We start from the raw sequence: 16,936 nt of genomic DNA, 5'->3' as shown, positions 1-16,936 counted from the left end.
ATGGCACAGGCATGGAGGTGCTCGGGGCTGCGGTGGTCCGCGGACGGTCCCGAGCTGGCGTGGGACGGCGGGCGGCGCAGTGCGCTGTCCCGGGGCAAGCGGGTGGCCTTCGGCGTCGAGGAAGCGGGCGTGCGGACCTGCGTGGGGGCGCGGGGGCACCGGTGTCCGCTCGGCGCGGTGGTGCCGGGGCGGAGCACGGGGGCGCGCTGCGAGGAGTGCGCGCGGCTGGACCGGGCGCACTCCGTGGCCGCCGACACCCTTGCGGACGATCCGCGGCCGTACCGCGTCTACCTGGCGTGGTTCGGGCCCGGGATGGCCAAGGTCGGGATCACCGCGGTGGAGCGGGGTCCGGCGCGGCTGCTGGAGCAGGGGGCGGTCTGCTTCAGCTGGCTGGGGACCGGGCCGCTGATGGCGGCGCGGCGCACCGAGGAACTGCTGCGCGCCGCGCTCGGGGTGCCCGACCGGATCCCCTACGCCGACAAGCGCGCGGTGCGGGCCGCCCTGCCGGAGACGGAGGGGGCGCGGGCGGCGGAGATCGCCGCACTGCACGCGCGGGCGGTGGCGCTGAGCGGCTGGCCGGAGTCGCTCGGCCGTGAGCCGTTCCGGCCCGTCGACCACGTCGGGGTGTTCGGGCTGGCGGGGGCGCCGGCCGCCGTGGGAGCGGTGAGCGAGCTGGTCGCCGGGGGCGGGGTGAGCGGGGAGCTGGTGGCCGCCGCCGGGCCCGATCTGCACCTGGCGACGCGCGCCGGGGTGGTGGTGCTGGACACGCGGCTGCTGGCCGGCTGGGGGCTGGTCCCGGCCGGCGGGCGGGAGCGGGAACTCGACGTGCCGGTCAAGGGGTTCACGCAGCGGCCGGGACGGCAGGACGGGCTGTTCTGAACCGGCCCGGCTCCCGGTCGCCCCGTCCACAGGGGTGGACCGAGCGCTTGCTCAGGGGTGATCGTGGGGGCATGGGTGCTCATCTCGATCCGCGGACCGAAGCCGGTGACGTGCGGCGTTTCTGGGAGGGGCTCGGGCTGCCCGGGCTCGTCGACGTGCACACGCACTTCATGCCGGAGCGGGTGCTGCGCAAGGTGTGGGCGTACTTCGACGCGCTCGGGGAGCTGACCGGCGGGATCGAGTGGCCGATCACCTACCGCCATGAGGAGGACGAACGGGCCGCACTGCTGCGGGAGTTCGGGGTGCGCGCCTTCACGGCGATGCTCTACCCGCACAAGCCGGGCATGGCCCGGTGGCTCAACGACTGGGCGGCCGGGTTCGCCGGCCGCACGCCGGACTGCCTGCACACCGCGACGCTCTTCCCCGAGCCGGGCGCCGCGGACCACGTCCGGGAGGCCGTCGAGGCGGGGGCGCGGGTGTTCAAGGCGCATGTGCAGGTGGGTGCGTACGACCCGGCCGACGCGCTGCTGGACGAGGTGTGGGGGCTGCTCGCCGAGGCGGGTGTCCCGGTGGTGATCCACTGCGGGTCCGGGCCCGCGCCCGGCAAGCACACCGGTCCCGAGCCGATCGCGCGGGTGCTGGCGCGACACCCCCGGCTCCGGCTGGTCGTGGCGCACCTCGGGATGCCCGAGTACGAGGACTTCCTGGACCTCGCCGAGCGGTACGGGGAGGTGCGGCTGGACACCACGATGGCGTTCACCGACTTCAGCGAGCGCATGGCGCCGTTCCCCCGGCGGGCCCTGCCCCGGCTGGCCGCCCTCGGCGACCGGGTCCTGCTCGGCTCCGACTTCCCCAACATCCCGTATCCGTACGTCCACCAGCTCCACGCGCTGGAGCGGCTGGGGCTCGGGGACGGGTGGCTGAGGGCGGTGTGCCACGACAACGCGGCACGGCTCTTCGGCCTGCCCGACTGAGCCGGACGGCAGCCGGAGCGCCGGGCGGAGGCCGCAGCGCCGGACGGGGCGGCCCGTATCGGACCGGGCGGCGGCCGGGACACCGGGCCCGGCGGTCCGAGTACCGGACCGGGCGGCGGCCGGACGCCGGCCCGGGCCGGGGCCCGGCGCCTCCCGTGCGTTTCTCAGCAAAAACACAGAAGGGCGAAAGGATGCTCTCAGAGGCGGCGGACATCGTGTCCGGCATGACCACCATCTCGCCCCGGGGGCGCACCGAACTGCTGAGGCCGGACGGGGGCCCCGTCCGCGTGCTCGTGGTGGACGACGAGCAGTCGATCACCGAACTGCTGTCCATGGCCCTGCGGTACGAGGGCTGGCAGATACACAGCGAGGGGGACGGTCAGGGCGCTCTCCGGGCCGCGCGGGAGCTCCGGCCCGACGCCGTCGTCCTGGACATGATGCTGCCGGACATGGACGGGCTGTCCGTCCTCGGGCGGCTGCGCCGTGAACTGCCGGACGTGCCCGTGCTGTTCCTGACCGCCAAGGGCTCCGTCGAGGAGCGTGTCGCGGGGCTGACCGCCGGCGGCGACGACTACGTCACCAAGCCGTTCGGCCTGGAGGAGGTCGTCGCCCGGCTGCGCGGGCTGATCCGGCGCTCCGGGGCGGCCGACCGCAGGGCCGGGTCCCTGCTGGTCGTCGGCGACCTCACCCTCGACGAGGACAGCCACGAGGTCACCCGGGCCGGGGAGGGCATCCACCTCACCGCCACCGAGTTCGAGCTGCTGCGCTTCCTCATGCGCAACCCGCGGCGCGTGCTCAGCAAGGCGCAGATCCTCGACCGGGTCTGGTCCTACGACTTCGGCGGGCACGCGAACGTCGTCGAGCTGTACATCTCGTACCTGCGCAAGAAGATCGACGCGGGGCGGGAACCGATGATCCACACCCGGCGCGGTGCCGGGTACATGATCAAGCCCGCGGTGTGAGGGCGTAAGCGGCCGGTGCCGCACCGGCCGCCGCCCTCCCCTCTCCTCCTGGGGACCTCCTTCTCCTCCCGGGGACCTCGTCGCACGGCGCGGAGGAGAGGGGAGCTGTACGCCGTATGGGAACCGCTCTACGGTGTACGGCATGACGGCCTCCCCCCAGGAACAGACCCCCGACCGGACCCCGGACCGGGGTGAGCGGACCCAGCGGTCCCAGCAGCCCCAGGGCCACTCCCGGCGCTGGCTGATCCTCGGCGTGATCTGCCTCGCCCAGCTCACCGTGCTGCTGGACAACACCGTCCTGAACGTGGCGATCCCCTCGCTCACCCGGGAGATGGACGCCTCGACCGCCGACATCCAATGGATGATCAACGCGTACTCCCTGGTGCAGTCGGGCCTGCTGCTCACCGCGGGCAACGCCGCCGACCGCTACGGCCGCAAGCGGATGCTGATCGTGGGTCTGGCCCTGTTCGGCGCGGGTTCGCTGGCGGCCGGACTGGCCGAGTCGCCCGGCCAGTTGATCGCGGCACGGGCCGGCATGGGCGTCGGCGGCGCGCTGCTGCTGACCACGACCCTCGCCGTCGTGATGCAGATCTTCACGCCCGAGGAGCAGCCCAGGGCGATCGGCATCTGGAGCGCCGTCAACTCGCTCGGCTTCGCGGCCGGCCCGCTGGTCGGCGGCTTCGTGCTGAACCACTTCTGGTGGGGCGCGATCTTCCTGATCAACCTGCCGGTCGCGGTGCTCGGCCTGGCCGCCGTCGTGGCCTACGTCCCCGAGTCCAGGAACCGGCAGGGCGACCGCCCCGACCTGCTCGGCGCCGTGCTCTCCACCCTCGGCATGGCGGCACTGGTCTACGCGATCATCTCGGGCCCCGGACACGGCTGGACCTCGGGCCGGGTGCTGACCACGGCCGCCGTGGCCGTCGTGGTCCTCGGCGCCTTCGCGTACTGGGAGAGCCGGATCCCCCACCCGATGCTCGACCCGCACTTCTTCCGCAACCGCCGGTTCACGGGCGCGGTCGGCGGCCTGGTGCTGATCACCTTCGGCATGGGCGGCGCGCTCTTCCTGCTCACCCAGTACCTGCAGTTCGTCCTCGGCTACGGCCCTCTGGAGGCGGGCCTGCGCACCGCGCCGATGGCCCTGACCGTCGTCGCCCTCAACTTCACGGGCGTGGGCACGAAGTGGGCGGCGAAACTGGGCACCCCGCTCTCCATCGCCCTCGGCATGGCGCTGATGGCGGGCGGGCTGGTGTCGATCGCCACCCTCACCGGGCACGGCTACGCCGGCACGCTGCTCGGCCTGGTCCTGATCGGGGCGGGCACGGCGCTCGGCAGCCCGGTGATGGCGCACGCGGTCATGAGCTCCATCCCCCGGGAGAAGGCGGGCGTCGGGGCCGGGATCAACGGCACGCTCGCCGAGTTCGGCCACGGGCTCGGGGTCGCCGTGCTGGGCGCGGTGCTCAACGCGCGGTTCGCGGCCCTGGTGCCGGTGGCGGCGAGCTCGCTCCCGGCGGCGCTGGCCGCGGCGGACTCGGCGGGCGAACGGGGGCGGATCACCGACGCGTTCTCCTCCGGGCTGGAGACGAGTCTGCTGGTGGGGGCGCCGGCCGTGCTGCTCGGCGGACTGGTCGCGGCGGCGTTGCTGCACCGGGCGGGCCGGGCAGACTCCGGGGAGAAGTCCTGAGGACCGGGGTCGTCCGGACGAAGGCGGGGCTCTCGCGCCACGCCCTAGCATGATCGGCGTCGGCGAGTCGAGGAAGGTGCGCCATGGTGAGGGCAGCCCAGCGGTCCGGGAGGGGTGCGCGGCCCAGCGTCTGGCTGGAGGGCAGGACCCGCCGGGGCGGGCGCGGCGGCGGGCAGCCGTCGGGGCTGGACCGGGAGCGGATCACCGAGGCCACCGTCCGGCTGCTGGACGCCGAGGGCCTGGCCCGGTTCTCCATGCGGCGGCTCGCGGCCGAGCTGAACGTGACGGCGATGTCCGTCTACTGGTACGTCGACACCAAGGACGACCTCCTGGAACTCGCCCTGGACGCGGTCCACGGCGAACTCGCGCTGCCCGACCCGGCCGCCGACGAGGACTGGCGCGACCAACTGCGCGTGCTCGCGCGGGAGTACCGCGCCCTTCTGGTGCGCCACCCCTGGCTGTCGCCGCTGGCCGGGAACTTCCTCAACATCGGGCCGAACTCGCTGTCGTTCTCCCGGGTGATCCAGCGGGTCGTCCACAAGGCGGGCCTGCCCGCGCACGGGGTGACCGGGGCCATCTCGGCCGTCTTCCAGTTCGTGTACGGCTACGGCACGATCGAGGGCCACTTCCTCGCCCGGGTCGCCGAGACGGACATGACCCCCGACGAGTACCACCGGCAGGCCATGAGCGCGGTGACGCGGGCGCCCGACACCGCCGAGGTCGCCCAGGAGACGACGAGGATCATGGAGGCCCGCGGCGGCGACACGGTCGAGGAGATGATGGAGCGGGACTTCGCGTTCGCCCTGGACCTGCTGGTCGCGGGCATCGAGACGATGGTGGCCCGCGGCCGGGACTGAGGGGACCGGGGGCCTACTCCCCCTCGACCAGCCGCGCCGGGAACCCGCCGGTCGCCACCGGGCCCCACCGCTCGGGAGTGATCCGGATGACCGACTTGCCCTGCCTGACCATGGCCGCCCGGTACTCGTCCCAGTCGGGGTGCTCCCCGGCGATGTTCCGGTAGTACTCCACCAGCGGCTCCACCGAGTCGGGCGCGTCCACGACCTCGGCGGTGCCGTCGATCCGCACCCAGGGACCGTTCCAGTCGTCGCTCAGCACGATCACGCTCACCCGCGCGTCCCTCCCCCAGTGCCTCAAGAGCCTGGGAGGTGCCCCCACGCGTTGAGGGTCTTGGCGCGCTCCGGGTACGTGGAGACCACGATCCGGCCCGAGTCGTCGACCCCGCAGGTCAGCGGTGAGCCCTGGGGAGCGCCGTCGGCCCGCCGGGTCAGCAGGACCGCGCGGTGCCGGGGCCGTACGAAGTCCAGCAACTCGTCCGGGGAGACACGGGTGTTCGTCGCGATGTCCGGTGTCGTGGGGCGAGCCTAGGCGGCCATCGCCTCCGGGAGGTTGTCGTACACGGGGACGTCGCGGCGCAGTCCGGTGACTTCCAGGACGTGGCTCGCCAGGCCGTCCGGCCGGGCCACCACGTGGACGCGGGTGCGGGGGCGCAGCAGTTGGCGCACCTCGTTGATGAGGCGGACGCCCTGGGAGTCCATGAAGCGGGTCGGGGTCAGGTCGAGGACCAGGACCCCCGGCGGGCCGCCGGGACGGGCGTGGGTCCGCGACAGGATCAGCGGCAGCAGATCGGAGGCGGTGGAGAAGTCGATCTCCGGGGGGAACGGGAACAGCACGCGCTCGGACGGGTCGTGCGGTTCGGGAGGGGGGAACGGGGGGAAGGTCACGGCAGTCACCTGGCAGACGTTCGTCCGGTATTCCAGTGAGGCCGCTTCCTGACCCGTCCGGCCATTGCACCATGCCGGAGGGCCCCGGCGGAAGCGGCCCCAGGGGGGCGCGCGAGGCGTGTTCGGACCCCGCGGGTGCGGGCGACCGCCTCCCGGCATCCGGGCGTCACCTCCCGGCAAGTGAACGGTTAGAGTTCTTACGTCCTGTGCTCGCAGTCAGGAATGTGCTGCGGAGCTCTCCTGCGCACGGCCATGTGGTCGTGCACGCCGAAGAGGTTCGTGGTGGCTGCGTCCGAGTTTGCTGATTTGCCCTGTTTTCCATCCGGTGGTGACCTGGCGGAAGCGCTGACGGCTGCGGCGCGGCGACTCCACGAGACGCCCACCCCGGACTCCACCCTGGACACCGCGGTCCGCCTCGCGGTGGACCTCGTGCCCGGCGCCGAGCACGCCGGCATCTCCCTCATCGAGCGGAACAACCTGCGCCGCACGCTCGCCTGGACCGACGAGGTCGTGCGCGCCGCCGAGGACGGCCACCCCGCGGGGGACCGGCAGCCGTACTGGCAGCGGCTGTGGACCGCCCCGGTGGCCGAGGTCACGGACAGCGAGGGCGACGAGGGCGAGGACGCGCTGTCCGAACTGGGCCTGCGTTCCGTGCTGTCGCTGCGGCTGCGCGCCGACCGCCGCCGGCTGACCGTGCTCACCGCCTACGCCCGCAAGCCGCGCGCCTTCGACGAGACCGCGCTCAGGGTGGGCCGGCTGTTCACCGCGCACGTCGGCATCGCCCTGGAGTCCGCCACCGTGCGCGAGCAGCTCACCGAGGCCATGCGCACCCGGGACCTGATCGGCCAGGCCACCGGCATCCTCATGGAGCGCCTGAACATCGACGCGGCCGGGGCCTTCGACAGCCTGGTGAAGGCATCGCAGCGGGAGAACGTCAAGCTCCGGGACCTCGCCCGCCGCATCGTCGACGCGCACAACACCCCCGACGCCCGGTGATCCGCCCGCGGGCGTGGGCGGGCTCCCGCGGGATATCCGTACGGGCATGACTTCCGAGACGTCCGACACGCTCGATCAGGCGATGGTGCGCAGCAGCGGTCTCGACACGCTGCTGCGCGACCTGACCGACCGCGCGGTGCAGGAAGTGCCCGGCGCCGCCGCGTGCAGCATCACGGTGCGTCGGGCCGACCGGTTGCTGACCCTCGCGGGCAGCGCGGGCCTGCCCAGCGGCCTCGACCAGCGGCAGTACGAGAACGGTTCGGGCCCCTGCGTGGCGGCCGCCGGGACCGGCACCGAGCAGTACTCCCCCGACCTGGCCGCCGAGACGCGCTGGCCGGAGTACACGCGGTACGCGCTGGCCACCGGGGTGCGCACGGTGCTGGCGGTCCCGCTGGACGTGGCGGGCGCGTCGGGGGCCGCGCTCAACCTCTACGGCGAGCGTCCCGGCGCGCTCGCCGCCGGACGGGAGGCGGCCCGCGCCCTCGCGGTCCGGGTGACGGACACCGTCACCACCGCCCTGCGCATCGAACGCGGTCGGCAGTCCGCCGCCGACGTCCGCACCGCCCTGCTCTCGCGCAGCGTCATCGACCAGGCGACCGGCATCCTCATGGCCCGCGAGCGGATCGACGCGGGCCGGGCCCTGGAACGGCTGCGCCGCGTCTCACAGGACCGGAACATCAAACTCCGCGATCTGTGCGCCCAGGTGGTGGCGCGCACCGCGAACGGGCCCTCAGACGGCCGGAACTGACGTCCCCCGCACCGCCTGGACGTCCAGCTCCACCCGGAGTGTGGTGCCGATGGCCGCGATGCCCGCCTGGAGGACCTGGTTGTAGTTCATCGCGAAGTCCTCGCGCCGCAGTTCGGCCGTGGCGCGGAACGCCGCCCGCGTACCGCCCCACGGGTCCGGTCCGGTGCCGAGGTAGGCCAGGTCCAGGTCGACCGGCCGGGCGACCCCGCGCATCGTCAGCTCGCCGTGGACCGTCCAGCGGTCGGAGCCGGCCCCGGTCAGACCGGTGGACCGGTAGGTGATCTCGGGGTGCCGTTCGACGTCCAGGAAGTCCGCCGACCGCAGGTGGGTGTCGCGCACGCCGTTGCCGGTGTCGATGGAGGCCGCCCGGATCACCGCCTCCACCCGGGACCCGGCGACGTCGTCCGGCGCGATCTCCAGCGCGGCGGAGAAGTCGGTGAACCGGCCGCGCACGCTGGAGATGCCCAGGTGCCGGGCGACGGCGGCCACGCTCGAGTGCGCGGGGTCCACGGTCCACGGACCGGGCGGCGGCAGCTCGGTGCCGCCCTGCCGGGCCAGGGTCACGGTGCCGACCTCGGCCCGCCCTCCCCCGCCCGTGACGAGGGCGCTGGCGGCGGCGGGCGCGTAGCCGACCGCGGTGACGACGACGGTGTACGCCCCCGGTGCCAGCGCGGTGGCGTCCCGGACGGCGCCCTCGGCGTCCGCCTCGGTGCGCAGCACCTGCGTACCGGTCGCGTCGACCACCGTGACGACCGCGTGCGACACGGCCCATCCGTCCCGGGTACGGATCCTCGCGGTCAGTGGCATCCCGTTGTTCTCCCTGCGAAGGATGGCGAAAGGGTCTGAGGGGGGACCGGCCCGTGGCGGGGCGCGTCCCCGCTCGGAACGCGCTCGCCCGCCACGGGCCGGGGTCCGGTCACTCGCCCGGGTGGGCGAGCACGATGTCGTGGCCGTCGACTCCGCCGCCGGCGACCGTCAGCGTGGTGGCCACCGGCGGGTAGCCCGTGGCGATGACGGTGTACTCGCCGCCGTCCAGGTCGGCGAAGGCGTACGCCCCGTCCGCGCCGGTCGTGGCCGTGCCGACCACGTTGCCCGCCGCGTCGACCAGGGTCACCCGGGCGTCGGCCAGCGGCCCGTGCGGGGCGCGGACCACGCCCTGCACCCGGGCGCCGGTCTCCAGCTCGATCTCGAGCCGGGTCACCCCGGCGCCGCCCACCTCGACGGGGAGCGCGCGCGGCCGGTGGCCGAGGGCGTTCACCGCGACGGTCACCGTTCCCGGCACCAGCTCGGCGAAGGAGAAGCCGCCCTGCTCGTCGGTGTTCCCGGTGGCCAGCAGGTCCCCGCGCACATCGGTGACGATGACCATCGCGCCCGGCACCGGCAGCCCGCTGTCGGCGGACCGGACCAGACCGGTCAGCCCGCCGGTCCCGCCGAGCAGGATGTCGTAGGAGACGGGCTCGCCGTTCACCACGATCGTGGACGCCTGCGGCTGGTGGCCGTCGGCGGAGGCGATCAGGACGTACGACCCGGCCCCGGGCGCGTCCACCGCGTAGGAACCGTCGGCCTGCGCCACCGACCGGCTCAACTGGCGCCCGGCCAGCGAGATCAGCGTGACGGCGGCCTGCGGCACGGGCGCGCTCTCGGTGCCCCGCACCACACCGCGCACCGGGATGCCGCCCCCGGTGGACTCCTGCGGGGGTGCGACGGTGGCGACGGCGGACAGCGGCCGGGCGGCCGTGCCCGGGTCCGCCGCCCCGGTGTCCGCGACGGCGGCGGGGGCGGCGGCCGTCGCGGCGACCGGAGCGGTGGTCCCGGCGGCGGCCCGGGCCGAGGCACCGGCTCCGGCCGGAGCCGGTGCCTCGGCCGCCTGGGCCAGCCCGCCGGCGGTGCGCAGCGGGACCTCCTTGATGAACAGGGTCACCAGGAAGCCGAGGAAGGCGATCGGCGCGACGTACAGGAAGATGTCGGCGATGCCGTGCCCGTAGGCGCTCTCCAGCCAGGTGCGGACGGCCGGGGGCAGCAGGTCCATGTCGGGGATCGCGCCGCCGGAGGTCTGACCGGCCACCGCCCGGTCCTGCGGGCCGAGCGTGCCGATGGTGTCCGCGGCGTAGTGGCTGATCCGGGAGGACATCACGGAGCCGAGCACCGAGACGCCCACCGCGCCGCCGAGGGACCGGAAGAAGGTCACGACCGAGGAGGCCGCGCCCAGGTCGCTCGGGGCCACCTGGTTCTGCGTGCAGAGCACCAGGTTCTGCATCATCATGCCGACGCCGAGACCCATCAGCGCCATGAAGAGCGCGATGTGCCAGTACGGGGTGTCGTAGCGCATGGTGCCCATCAGGCCCAGGCCCGCCGTCAGCAGCACACCGCCGACCAGCAGCCAGCTCTTCCACTTGCCGGTCTTGGTGATGATCAGACCGGACGCCGTGGACGACAGGAACAGGCCGCCGATCATCGGGATCGTCATGACGCCCGACATGGTCGGGGACTTGCCCCGGGCCAGCTGGAAGTACTGGCTGAAGTAGACGGTGCCCGCGAACATCGCGATGCCGACGAACAGCGAGGCGAGCGACGCCAGGGTGATGGTGCGGTTGCGGAACAGGCGCAGCGGGATGATCGGCTCGGCGGCCCTGGACTCGACGAGGACGAAGATCAGCGCGAGGGCGATCGACCCGCCGACCATCGTGTACGTCTGCCAGGAGAGCCAGGCGTACTTGTCGTCGGCGAAGGTCACCCAGACGAGCAGCAGGCAGACGGCCGCGGTGACGAAGAAGGCGCCGGCCCAGTCGACCTTGACCCTGCGCTTGACCACCGGCAGGTTCAGCGTCTTCTGCAGCACCAGCAGGGCGATCACCGCGAACGGCACGCCGACGTAGAGGCACCAGCGCCAGCCGAGCCAGCTGGTGTCGGTGATGACACCGCCGAGCAGCGGCCCGCCGACGGTCGCGACGGCGAACGTCGCGCCCAGGTAGCCGGAGTAGCGCCCGCGCTCGCGCGGGGAGATCATCGCGGCCATGATGATCTGCGCCAGGGCGGACAGACCGCCGGCGCCCAGGCCCTGGATGACCCGGGCCGTGATCAGCGTGCCCGGGTTGTGCGCCATGCCGGCCACCACGGACCCGATGACGAAGACCACCAGGGCTATCTGGACCAGCGCCTTCTTGCTGACCAGGTCGGCGAGCTTGCCCCACAGGGGGGTGGACGCGGTCATCGCCAGCAGCGAGGCGGTGACGACCCAGGTGTAGGCGCTCTGGCCGCCGCCGAGGTCGGAGACGATCTCGGGCAGGGCGTTGGTGACGATGGTGGAGGACAGGATCGCGGCGAACATGCCGAGCAGCAGGCCCGACAGAGCCTCCATGATCTGTCGGTGCGTCATCGGAGCATGACCTTCGGAGGAGCCTCCCCCGTGCTTGGCATGAGCCCGCACACCGGCTGGTGTGGTCGTTGCCATGGGCTTCCTTCTCTTACGTGCTTGCGGGTGTACGGGTGGTCCGTTCGAGTGCGGGAGGCGCCGGGTGGGGCGGCGGCGGGGCCGGGCGGGCCGTGGACCGGCCCTCGCCGAAGCTGTCCCTGAGCCGGGCCATGAGCTGGGTGAGCCGGCCGACCTCCTCGTCCGACCAGTCGCCCAGGCGCTCGGCGAGCAGCTGCGTGGTCCGCCGGAACAGCTCGTCGAGCTGGGTCTGGCCGGCGGGGGTGAGGCGCAGGATGCGGGAGCGCTTGTCGGCGGGGTCGGGGGAGCGTGCGATCCAGCCGCGCTCGGCCAGGTGGGCGACGTGGCGGCTGGTGACCGACAGGTCCACGGAGAGCAGCTCGGCGAGCCTGCTCAGGCGCATGTCGCCGTGGCGGCCGAGGAGCGTCAGGACGGCGGCGGAGCCGCTGTGGCAGTCGGCCGGCATGATCCGGCCCATCTCCCGCTTCACCGCGCCGAAGGCACTGAACTGCCGGACCAGCTCCTCGTACTGCGCTCGCTCGGCCATGACACCTCCCATTTGTTGCTTAGGGCAACCATAGAAGTCGATGGTTGCCACAGGCAATGAAAAAGAGGTGATGCGGCTCAAAAACTTGGCAAAGGCAAGTAATCACAAGAGTAAACCTGCAGGTGAGCCGCGCGACGGGGGTGACGGCCCCCGGCGGCGGGGCCCGCACGGGCGAGGCCGCGCCCGCCGGTCGCCGTGGGCCCTGCCTCGTCCGCGTCCCGGGGCCGCACCCGGCCCGTCCGGCCGACAACCCCTCCCCCTGACCCCACTTGGGCCCTCCACCGGGCATTCGCTAGGGTCTCGGGGCATGGCTAACACCCAGGGCCCGCAGGGCCACCACGACCCCGCCGGCAGCACCCAGATGTTCCGCGCGTTCGTCGACGAGGCCCCGCAGGGCCGGCAGGCCGCCGCCTCGAGCGGCGGGCCGCGGATCGGTCTGATCGTCGGCGTCGTCGTCGCCGTGGCGATCGTCGCGGCGGTGGCCTGGCTCGCGCTGAAGTAACCCGCGCCGGGGCGGCCCCCGCCCGGAACGACCGGACACACGACGGCCGCCGTTGCGCCCACGCGAGGAGGCGCCCCGGCGGCCCGGTGCCGTGTCCGGCCCTTCGGTGCCTCAGTCCGAGATGAGGCCCTCCCGCAGCTGGGCCAGGGTCCGGGTCAGCAGCCGGGAGACGTGCATCTGGGAGATGCCGACCTCCTCGCCGATCTGCGACTGGGTCATGTTGGCGAAGAAGCGCAGCATGATGATCCGCCGCTCCCGGGGCGGCAGCTTGGCCAGCAGGGGCTTGAGCGACTCCCGGTACTCCACGCCCTCCAGCGCCGTGTCCTCGTAGCCGAGCCGGTCCGCGAGCGAGCCCTCGCCGCCGTCGTCCTCGGGTGCCGGGGAGTCCAATGAGGAGGCGGTGTAGGCGTTGCCGACCGCGAGGCCGTCGACCACGTCCTCCTCCGACACGCCCAGCGCGGTGGCGAGTTCGGTGACCGTGGGGGAGCGGTCCAGCTTCTGGGAGAGCTCGTCGCTGGTCTTCGTCAGCGCCAGGCGCAGCTCCTGCAGGCGGCGCGGCACCCGCACCGACCACGACGTGTCGCGGAAGAACCGCTTGATCTCACCGACCACCGTCGGCATCGCGAACGTCGGGAACTCCACGCCCCGTTCGCAGTCGAAGCGGTCGATCGCCTTGATCAGCCCGATGGTGCCGACCTGGACGATGTCCTCCATCGGCTCGTTGCGGGAGCGGAAGCGGGCCGCGGCGTACCGCACCAGCGGGAGGTTGAGCTCGATCAGGGTGTCCCGGACGTAGACGCGCTCCGGGCTGTCCTCGTCGAGTACGGCGAGCCGCAGGAACAGGGAACGGGACAGGGTGCGGGTGTCGAGGGCCGCCGTGTCCGGGAGGTCCGGAGCGGGCGCGGCCGGGAGGGCCGGGCCCTCGTCGATGGGGCCGAGTGCGTCGAGAGCATGGGGAGCCGTGTCGCTCTCCGCGAGCGTGAGCACCTTCGAGCTGCCCTGTTCTGCGGACATGCCACCCCCTTTGGGTCGCGGGACGGTCGCGGCCGGCGCTCCCGTCTGAGGAACGCAGCCTTCACCTGAATACCGGCGCCGGGGCTCCGGCAAACGCGCTTCCCGCAGAATGTCACATGTCGGCAACGCGCTGTAGTGACATGTCGACATCCGAGAGGCGAATCGGCCCTGTAAACAGAGGGTCTGACGGCCTTTCGGCTCAGAAACGCGCAGAACAGCACTGATGAGCGATTCGCTCGAACAGGTTACGCGTCGATCCTGTTTGCGGACCGCAACCGTTGGAAGCTACGTGCCAGTAGCCGGGACACGTGCATCTGCGAGACGCCGAGCTCCGCACTGATCTGCGACTGCGTGAGGTTGCTGTAGTACCGCAGCAGCAGGATGCGCTGCTCCCTCTCGGGCAGCTGGACGAGCAGGTGCCGGACGAGGTCGCGGTGCTCGACGCCGTCCAGGGCGGGGTCCTCGTAGCCGAGCCGGTCCAGCAGCCCCGGCATGCCGTCGCCCTCCTGCGCGGCCTCCAGCGAGGTGGCGTGGTACGAGCGGCCGGCCTCGATGCAGGACAGCACGTCCTCCTCGGTGATGCGCAGCCGCTCGGCGATCTCCGCGGTCGACGGGGAGCGCCCGAAGGCGGTCGTCAGGTCCTCGGTCGCGCCGTTGACCTGCACCCACAGTTCGTGCAGCCGGCGCGGTACGTGGACGGTGCGGACGTTGTCGCGGAAGTACCGCTTGATCTCGCCGACCACCGTCGGCATCGCGAACGTCGGGAACTGCACGCCCCGGTCCGGGTCGAAGCGGTCGATGGCGTTGATGAGCCCGATGGTGCCGACCTGGACGACGTCCTCCATCGGCTCGTTGCGGGAGCGGAAGCGGGCGGCGGCGTACCGCACCAGGGGGAGGTTGGCCTCGATGAGCGCCGCGCGCACGCGGGTGTGCTCCGGTGTGCCCGGCTCCAGCTCCTTGAGCTGGCCGAAGAGCACCTGGGTCAGGGCCCGGGTGTCGGCGCCGCGGCGCTTGGCCGGGTCCGGGGCCGGGTGCTGGTCGGTGGCCGGGTCCGGAGCCGGGTCCGGTGCCGGATCCGGTGACCGAGCCGGGGGTGAAGCCGGAGTCGGGGCCTGGGCGGACGCCTGGTTCTGGGGCGGCGCAGTACTGGCCGACACGGTCAACGCCACCTCTTCATCGGTCAACTCGCTCGTCAACTCGTCCGTCGACTCATCCATCAAAAGCGGTCATAGCATCACAAGACAGGCTCAATGTGTGCAAGCACCGCATATTCCGTGTTGAGCCCGATCATGGACACAGAACGCAGGAGAGCCCTCCGCCGTCACGGCGGAGGGCTCCGGAAGGCGGAGCGTCAGAATTCGTAGTCGGCGATCACCCACGTGGCGAACTCGCGCCACAGGGCCACGCCCGCCCGGTGCTCCGGGTGCTCCACGTACCGGTGCAGGGCCCGGGCGTCCTCGAACGCCGAGTTGATGACGAAGTCGTAGGCGATGGGGCGGTCGCTGACGTTCCAGGCGCACTCCCAGGAGAGGATCTCCGGGATCCTGCCCTCGAGCGACCGGAAGGCCTCCACGCCCTTCACGACCCTCGGGTCGTCCCGCTCGACGCCCTCGTTCAGCCGGAAGAGCACCAGATGGCGGATCATCACTTTCCTCCGTCGGCGAGCCAGGTCATGAAGTCGCCGATGGCCTTCGCGGCGTCCGAGATGCCCTCGAACCCTATCTGGACGTAGTCGGCCGCCCCGGCCGGATCCGTGATGATCACGTACAGCACGAAGACCACGAGAACAAAGACGGCGATCTTCTTCGCGTTCACCGCCACCGCGGCCCTCCCCTGTCACTGACGTGCACCGGTGTCGCACGCGCATCGAGCGGGCCCATGATCGCACGAAGAGCCCCGTCTGGCGACGGGGCTCTTCAGGAGCGGTAGCGGAGGGATTTGAACCCTCGGTGACTTGCGCCACACTCGCTTTCGAGGCGAGCTCCTTCGGCCGCTCGGACACGCTACCGAGGGAGACCTTACAGCAAGGTGGGTCGTGCTCCGAAATCGGTGTTCAATCGGTGTTCACCGCTCGCGGAAGAACTCCGTGAGCAGCCGGGCGCACTCCTCGGCGAGCACGCCCTCGACCACCTCGGGCCGGTGGTTGAGCCGCCGGTCGCGCAGGAGGTCCCAGAGGGAGCCGGCCGCGCCCGCCTTCTCGTCGCGTGCGCCGTAGACGACCCGGTCCACCCGCGCCTGCTGGATCGCGCCCGCGCACATCGTGCACGGCTCCAGCGTCACCACCAGGGTGCAGCCCGCCAGCCGCCACTGCCCGAGCTCCGCGGCGGCCCGCCGGACGGCGAGCACCTCGGCGTGCGCCGTGGGGTCGCCGGCGGCCTCGCGTTCGTTGTGGCCGCGGGCCAGCACGGTGGTGCCGTCCGGGGCCAGGACGACGGCCCCGACGGGGACGTCCCCGCCCCGGACGGCCCGTTCGGCCTCGTCCAGGGCGAGTCGCATCGCGGGCCGCCAGGGGTCGCGTACCGGGTCCGGCGGCCCCGGTGTGGTCTGCACGGTCAGCGGACGGTCTCCAGGACCTCGGAGGCGCCCAGGGCCTCGGCGATCTCGCCGAGGGCGTCCTCGGTCATCGCACGCAACTCCTTCTCGCTCACGCCCAGGTCCTCCAGGACCTGCGGGTCACCGACCGGTCCGTGCGGCACGGCGTCGCCGGAGCCGGTGACCACGCCCTCGTCGGCGTCCCCGTCGTCGGGTTCACCGTCCTCGGTGCCGTCGAGGTCCAGGGCGTCCAGGTCGGTGCCGTCGTTCCCGGGCTCACGGCCCAGCAGCTCGTCGGTGAGCAGGATCTCGCCGTAGCTGCTGCGGGAGGCCGCGGCGGCGTCGGAGACGTAGATCCGGGGATCCTCCTCGCCGTCCACGCGGACGACGCCGAACCAGCTGTTCTCCTGCTCGATCAGCACGAGCACCGTGTCCTCGTCGGGAGAGGCTTCCCGGGCCAGGTCGGCCAGATCCGACAGGGTTTCCACATCGTCGAGTTCCGTGTCGCTCGCTTCCCACCCGTCTTCGGTGCGCGCGAGCAGTGCGGCGAAGTACACCGTGACTCTCCCACTGGTCATAGGCGTGCCGGTTGGGGGTCCCCCCGGCGGAGGCTGCGGGCGGGAAGTGCTCCTGAGAGCCCCACCCACTCGGAATCGTGGCAGAAACAAGGCCGTCAGGGGACGTCTTCGGCTCCCTGTGTCCGGCAGTTTCGATCATCGGGTCGCCGAGGGCGCCCGTGAAGGAACCACCGGCGCTCTCGTCGCCGCCACGTGCGGATCGTACGCGGCTTTACCCGCGGTCCCCGCGCGGCCACTTCGGGAAACACGCGGGTGTGCCACGATCTTCCCGCACACGCGCCGTCCACGCGGTCCGCACCGCCGACGGGTCGGCCCGGTGCGGACCGCCGGTACGGCGTTCACCCGGGGGGC

General features: G+C 72.7%; 18 protein-coding genes, 1 tRNA gene and 1 pseudogene. 8 read left to right on the top strand and 12 right to left on the bottom strand.

From position 1 onward, the window contains the following. The 5 genes from CP969_RS19350 to CP969_RS19330 all read left to right on the top strand — a co-directional run bounded on the left by CP969_RS19350 (position 1) and on the right by CP969_RS19330 (position 5,353). Positions 1-879 carry a DUF2797 domain-containing protein gene (locus tag CP969_RS19350; RefSeq protein WP_016825540.1) on the top strand — a complete coding sequence of 293 codons (879 nt, stop codon included), beginning with the start codon at positions 1-3 and terminating at the stop codon, positions 877-879. Between the two features lie 71 nt (positions 880-950). Further along, on the top strand, positions 951-1,853 hold the full coding sequence (locus tag CP969_RS19345; protein WP_004986171.1) for an amidohydrolase family protein: 903 nt from the start codon (positions 951-953) through the stop codon (positions 1,851-1,853). 224 nt (positions 1,854-2,077) lie between these two features. Further along, positions 2,078-2,815 carry a response regulator transcription factor gene (locus tag CP969_RS19340; RefSeq protein ID WP_171817489.1) on the top strand — a complete coding sequence of 246 codons (738 nt, stop codon included), beginning with the start codon at positions 2,078-2,080 and terminating at the stop codon, positions 2,813-2,815. A 142-nt stretch (positions 2,816-2,957) separates the two neighbouring features. Next, positions 2,958-4,496, top strand: coding sequence for an MFS transporter (locus CP969_RS19335; protein WP_016825542.1), 1,539 nt, complete (start codon positions 2,958-2,960; stop codon positions 4,494-4,496). A gap of 83 nt (positions 4,497-4,579) precedes the next feature. Then, the gene (locus CP969_RS19330) at positions 4,580-5,353 is read left to right on the top strand and encodes a TetR/AcrR family transcriptional regulator (RefSeq protein ID WP_016825543.1); all 774 of its coding nucleotides are present in this window, start codon (positions 4,580-4,582) and stop codon (positions 5,351-5,353) included. Positions 5,354-5,366: 13 nt separating this feature from the next. Here the strand turns inward: CP969_RS19330 and CP969_RS19325 are convergent. Both CP969_RS19325 and CP969_RS19320 read right to left on the bottom strand, forming a co-directional pair. Next, positions 5,367-5,857 (bottom strand): annotated as a pseudogene (locus tag CP969_RS19325) (PPOX class F420-dependent oxidoreductase). 21 nt (positions 5,858-5,878) lie between these two features. Continuing rightward, a complete protein-coding gene (locus CP969_RS19320) occupies positions 5,879-6,238 on the bottom strand; it encodes an STAS domain-containing protein (RefSeq protein ID WP_016825544.1) in 360 nt (119 codons plus the stop codon). A 252-nt stretch (positions 6,239-6,490) separates the two neighbouring features. On the opposite strand from CP969_RS19320, the gene CP969_RS19315 reads away from it, so the two are divergent. Next, positions 6,491-7,234 carry an ANTAR domain-containing protein gene (locus CP969_RS19315; RefSeq protein WP_050793788.1) on the top strand — a complete coding sequence of 248 codons (744 nt, stop codon included), beginning with the start codon at positions 6,491-6,493 and terminating at the stop codon, positions 7,232-7,234. Between the two features lie 46 nt (positions 7,235-7,280). After that, complete coding sequence (locus CP969_RS19310) at positions 7,281-7,982, top strand: GAF and ANTAR domain-containing protein (RefSeq protein WP_016825546.1); 702 nt, start codon at positions 7,281-7,283, stop codon at positions 7,980-7,982. On the opposite strand, the gene CP969_RS19305 is transcribed toward CP969_RS19310, so the two are convergent. The 3 genes from CP969_RS19305 to CP969_RS19295 form a co-directional block, all read right to left on the bottom strand. Next, on the bottom strand, positions 7,965-8,789 hold the full coding sequence (locus CP969_RS19305; RefSeq protein ID WP_004986193.1) for a YceI family protein: 825 nt from the start codon (positions 8,787-8,789) through the stop codon (positions 7,965-7,967). The genes CP969_RS19310 and CP969_RS19305 overlap by 18 nt on opposite strands. A gap of 109 nt (positions 8,790-8,898) precedes the next feature. Continuing rightward, the gene (locus CP969_RS19300) at positions 8,899-11,433 is read right to left on the bottom strand and encodes an MFS transporter (RefSeq protein ID WP_150474948.1); all 2,535 of its coding nucleotides are present in this window, start codon (positions 11,431-11,433) and stop codon (positions 8,899-8,901) included. A 13-nt stretch (positions 11,434-11,446) separates the two neighbouring features. Further along, positions 11,447-11,959: a MarR family winged helix-turn-helix transcriptional regulator gene (locus tag CP969_RS19295; RefSeq protein WP_004986205.1), complete on the bottom strand. Its 513-nt coding sequence runs from the start codon at positions 11,957-11,959 to the stop codon at positions 11,447-11,449. Between the two features lie 307 nt (positions 11,960-12,266). Between CP969_RS19295 and CP969_RS19290 the strand changes: the two genes are divergently transcribed. After that, positions 12,267-12,461 carry a hypothetical protein gene (locus CP969_RS19290; RefSeq protein WP_016825547.1) on the top strand — a complete coding sequence of 65 codons (195 nt, stop codon included), beginning with the start codon at positions 12,267-12,269 and terminating at the stop codon, positions 12,459-12,461. Positions 12,462-12,572: 111 nt separating this feature from the next. Here CP969_RS19290 and CP969_RS19285 read toward each other — a convergent pair whose 3' ends face one another. From CP969_RS19285 to CP969_RS19260, 7 genes are all read right to left on the bottom strand, one after another. Further along, positions 12,573-13,475: an RNA polymerase sigma factor SigF gene (locus tag CP969_RS19285; protein ID WP_004986212.1), complete on the bottom strand. Its 903-nt coding sequence runs from the start codon at positions 13,473-13,475 to the stop codon at positions 12,573-12,575. A 245-nt stretch (positions 13,476-13,720) separates the two neighbouring features. After that, positions 13,721-14,692, bottom strand: a complete 972-nt coding sequence (locus CP969_RS19280) for an RNA polymerase sigma factor SigF (protein ID WP_078495384.1) — start codon at positions 14,690-14,692, stop codon at positions 13,721-13,723. Between the two features lie 134 nt (positions 14,693-14,826). After that, the gene (locus CP969_RS19275) at positions 14,827-15,120 is read right to left on the bottom strand and encodes a Dabb family protein (RefSeq protein WP_004986216.1); all 294 of its coding nucleotides are present in this window, start codon (positions 15,118-15,120) and stop codon (positions 14,827-14,829) included. Next, positions 15,120-15,296, bottom strand: a complete 177-nt coding sequence (locus tag CP969_RS33275) for a hypothetical protein (RefSeq protein ID WP_004986220.1) — start codon at positions 15,294-15,296, stop codon at positions 15,120-15,122. Before CP969_RS33275 ends, CP969_RS19275 begins: the two co-directional genes overlap by 1 nt. A gap of 102 nt (positions 15,297-15,398) precedes the next feature. After that, a tRNA-Ser gene (locus CP969_RS19270) sits at positions 15,399-15,483 on the bottom strand. A 56-nt stretch (positions 15,484-15,539) separates the two neighbouring features. Next, entirely contained in the window at positions 15,540-15,971 is a 432-nt protein-coding gene (gene tadA / locus CP969_RS19265; RefSeq protein ID WP_016825549.1) for a tRNA adenosine(34) deaminase TadA, read from the bottom strand. 56 nt (positions 15,972-16,027) lie between these two features. Beyond that, positions 16,028-16,564 carry a tRNA adenosine deaminase-associated protein gene (locus CP969_RS19260; protein WP_016825550.1) on the bottom strand — a complete coding sequence of 179 codons (537 nt, stop codon included), beginning with the start codon at positions 16,562-16,564 and terminating at the stop codon, positions 16,028-16,030. Positions 16,565-16,936: the final 372 nt, after the last annotated feature.

Source organism: Streptomyces viridosporus T7A, from assembly GCF_008704515.1.
In the GTDB taxonomy this organism is placed as follows: domain Bacteria; phylum Actinomycetota; class Actinomycetes; order Streptomycetales; family Streptomycetaceae; genus Streptomyces; species Streptomyces viridosporus.
Note: the sequence above shows the minus strand (reverse complement) of the source record. Positions and strands in the feature narration are given on the sequence as shown.

What these genes read in the sequence shown, in the direction of transcription:
- CP969_RS19350 (WP_016825540.1), top strand. Translation starts at nt 1, where the DNA reads ATGGCACAGGCATGGAGGTGCTCGGGGCTGCGGTGGTCCGCGGACGGT.
- CP969_RS19345 (WP_004986171.1), top strand. Translation starts at nt 951, where the DNA reads ATGGGTGCTCATCTCGATCCGCGGACCGAAGCCGGTGACGTGCGGCGT.
- CP969_RS19340 (WP_171817489.1), top strand. Translation starts at nt 2,078, where the DNA reads ATGACCACCATCTCGCCCCGGGGGCGCACCGAACTGCTGAGGCCGGAC.
- CP969_RS19335 (WP_016825542.1), top strand. Translation starts at nt 2,958, where the DNA reads ATGACGGCCTCCCCCCAGGAACAGACCCCCGACCGGACCCCGGACCGG.
- CP969_RS19330 (WP_016825543.1), top strand. Translation starts at nt 4,580, where the DNA reads ATGGTGAGGGCAGCCCAGCGGTCCGGGAGGGGTGCGCGGCCCAGCGTC.
- CP969_RS19315 (WP_050793788.1), top strand. Translation starts at nt 6,491, where the DNA reads ATGTGGTCGTGCACGCCGAAGAGGTTCGTGGTGGCTGCGTCCGAGTTT.
- CP969_RS19310 (WP_016825546.1), top strand. Translation starts at nt 7,281, where the DNA reads ATGACTTCCGAGACGTCCGACACGCTCGATCAGGCGATGGTGCGCAGC.
- CP969_RS19305 (WP_004986193.1), bottom strand. Translation starts at nt 8,789, where the DNA reads ATGCCACTGACCGCGAGGATCCGTACCCGGGACGGATGGGCCGTGTCG.
- CP969_RS19300 (WP_150474948.1), bottom strand. Translation starts at nt 11,433, where the DNA reads ATGGCAACGACCACACCAGCCGGTGTGCGGGCTCATGCCAAGCACGGG.
- CP969_RS19295 (WP_004986205.1), bottom strand. Translation starts at nt 11,959, where the DNA reads ATGGCCGAGCGAGCGCAGTACGAGGAGCTGGTCCGGCAGTTCAGTGCC.
- CP969_RS19290 (WP_016825547.1), top strand. Translation starts at nt 12,267, where the DNA reads ATGGCTAACACCCAGGGCCCGCAGGGCCACCACGACCCCGCCGGCAGC.
- CP969_RS19285 (WP_004986212.1), bottom strand. Translation starts at nt 13,475, where the DNA reads ATGTCCGCAGAACAGGGCAGCTCGAAGGTGCTCACGCTCGCGGAGAGC.
- CP969_RS19280 (WP_078495384.1), bottom strand. Translation starts at nt 14,692, where the DNA reads ATGGATGAGTCGACGGACGAGTTGACGAGCGAGTTGACCGATGAAGAG.
- CP969_RS19275 (WP_004986216.1), bottom strand. Translation starts at nt 15,120, where the DNA reads ATGATCCGCCATCTGGTGCTCTTCCGGCTGAACGAGGGCGTCGAGCGG.
- tadA (WP_016825549.1), bottom strand. Translation starts at nt 15,971, where the DNA reads ATGCGACTCGCCCTGGACGAGGCCGAACGGGCCGTCCGGGGCGGGGAC.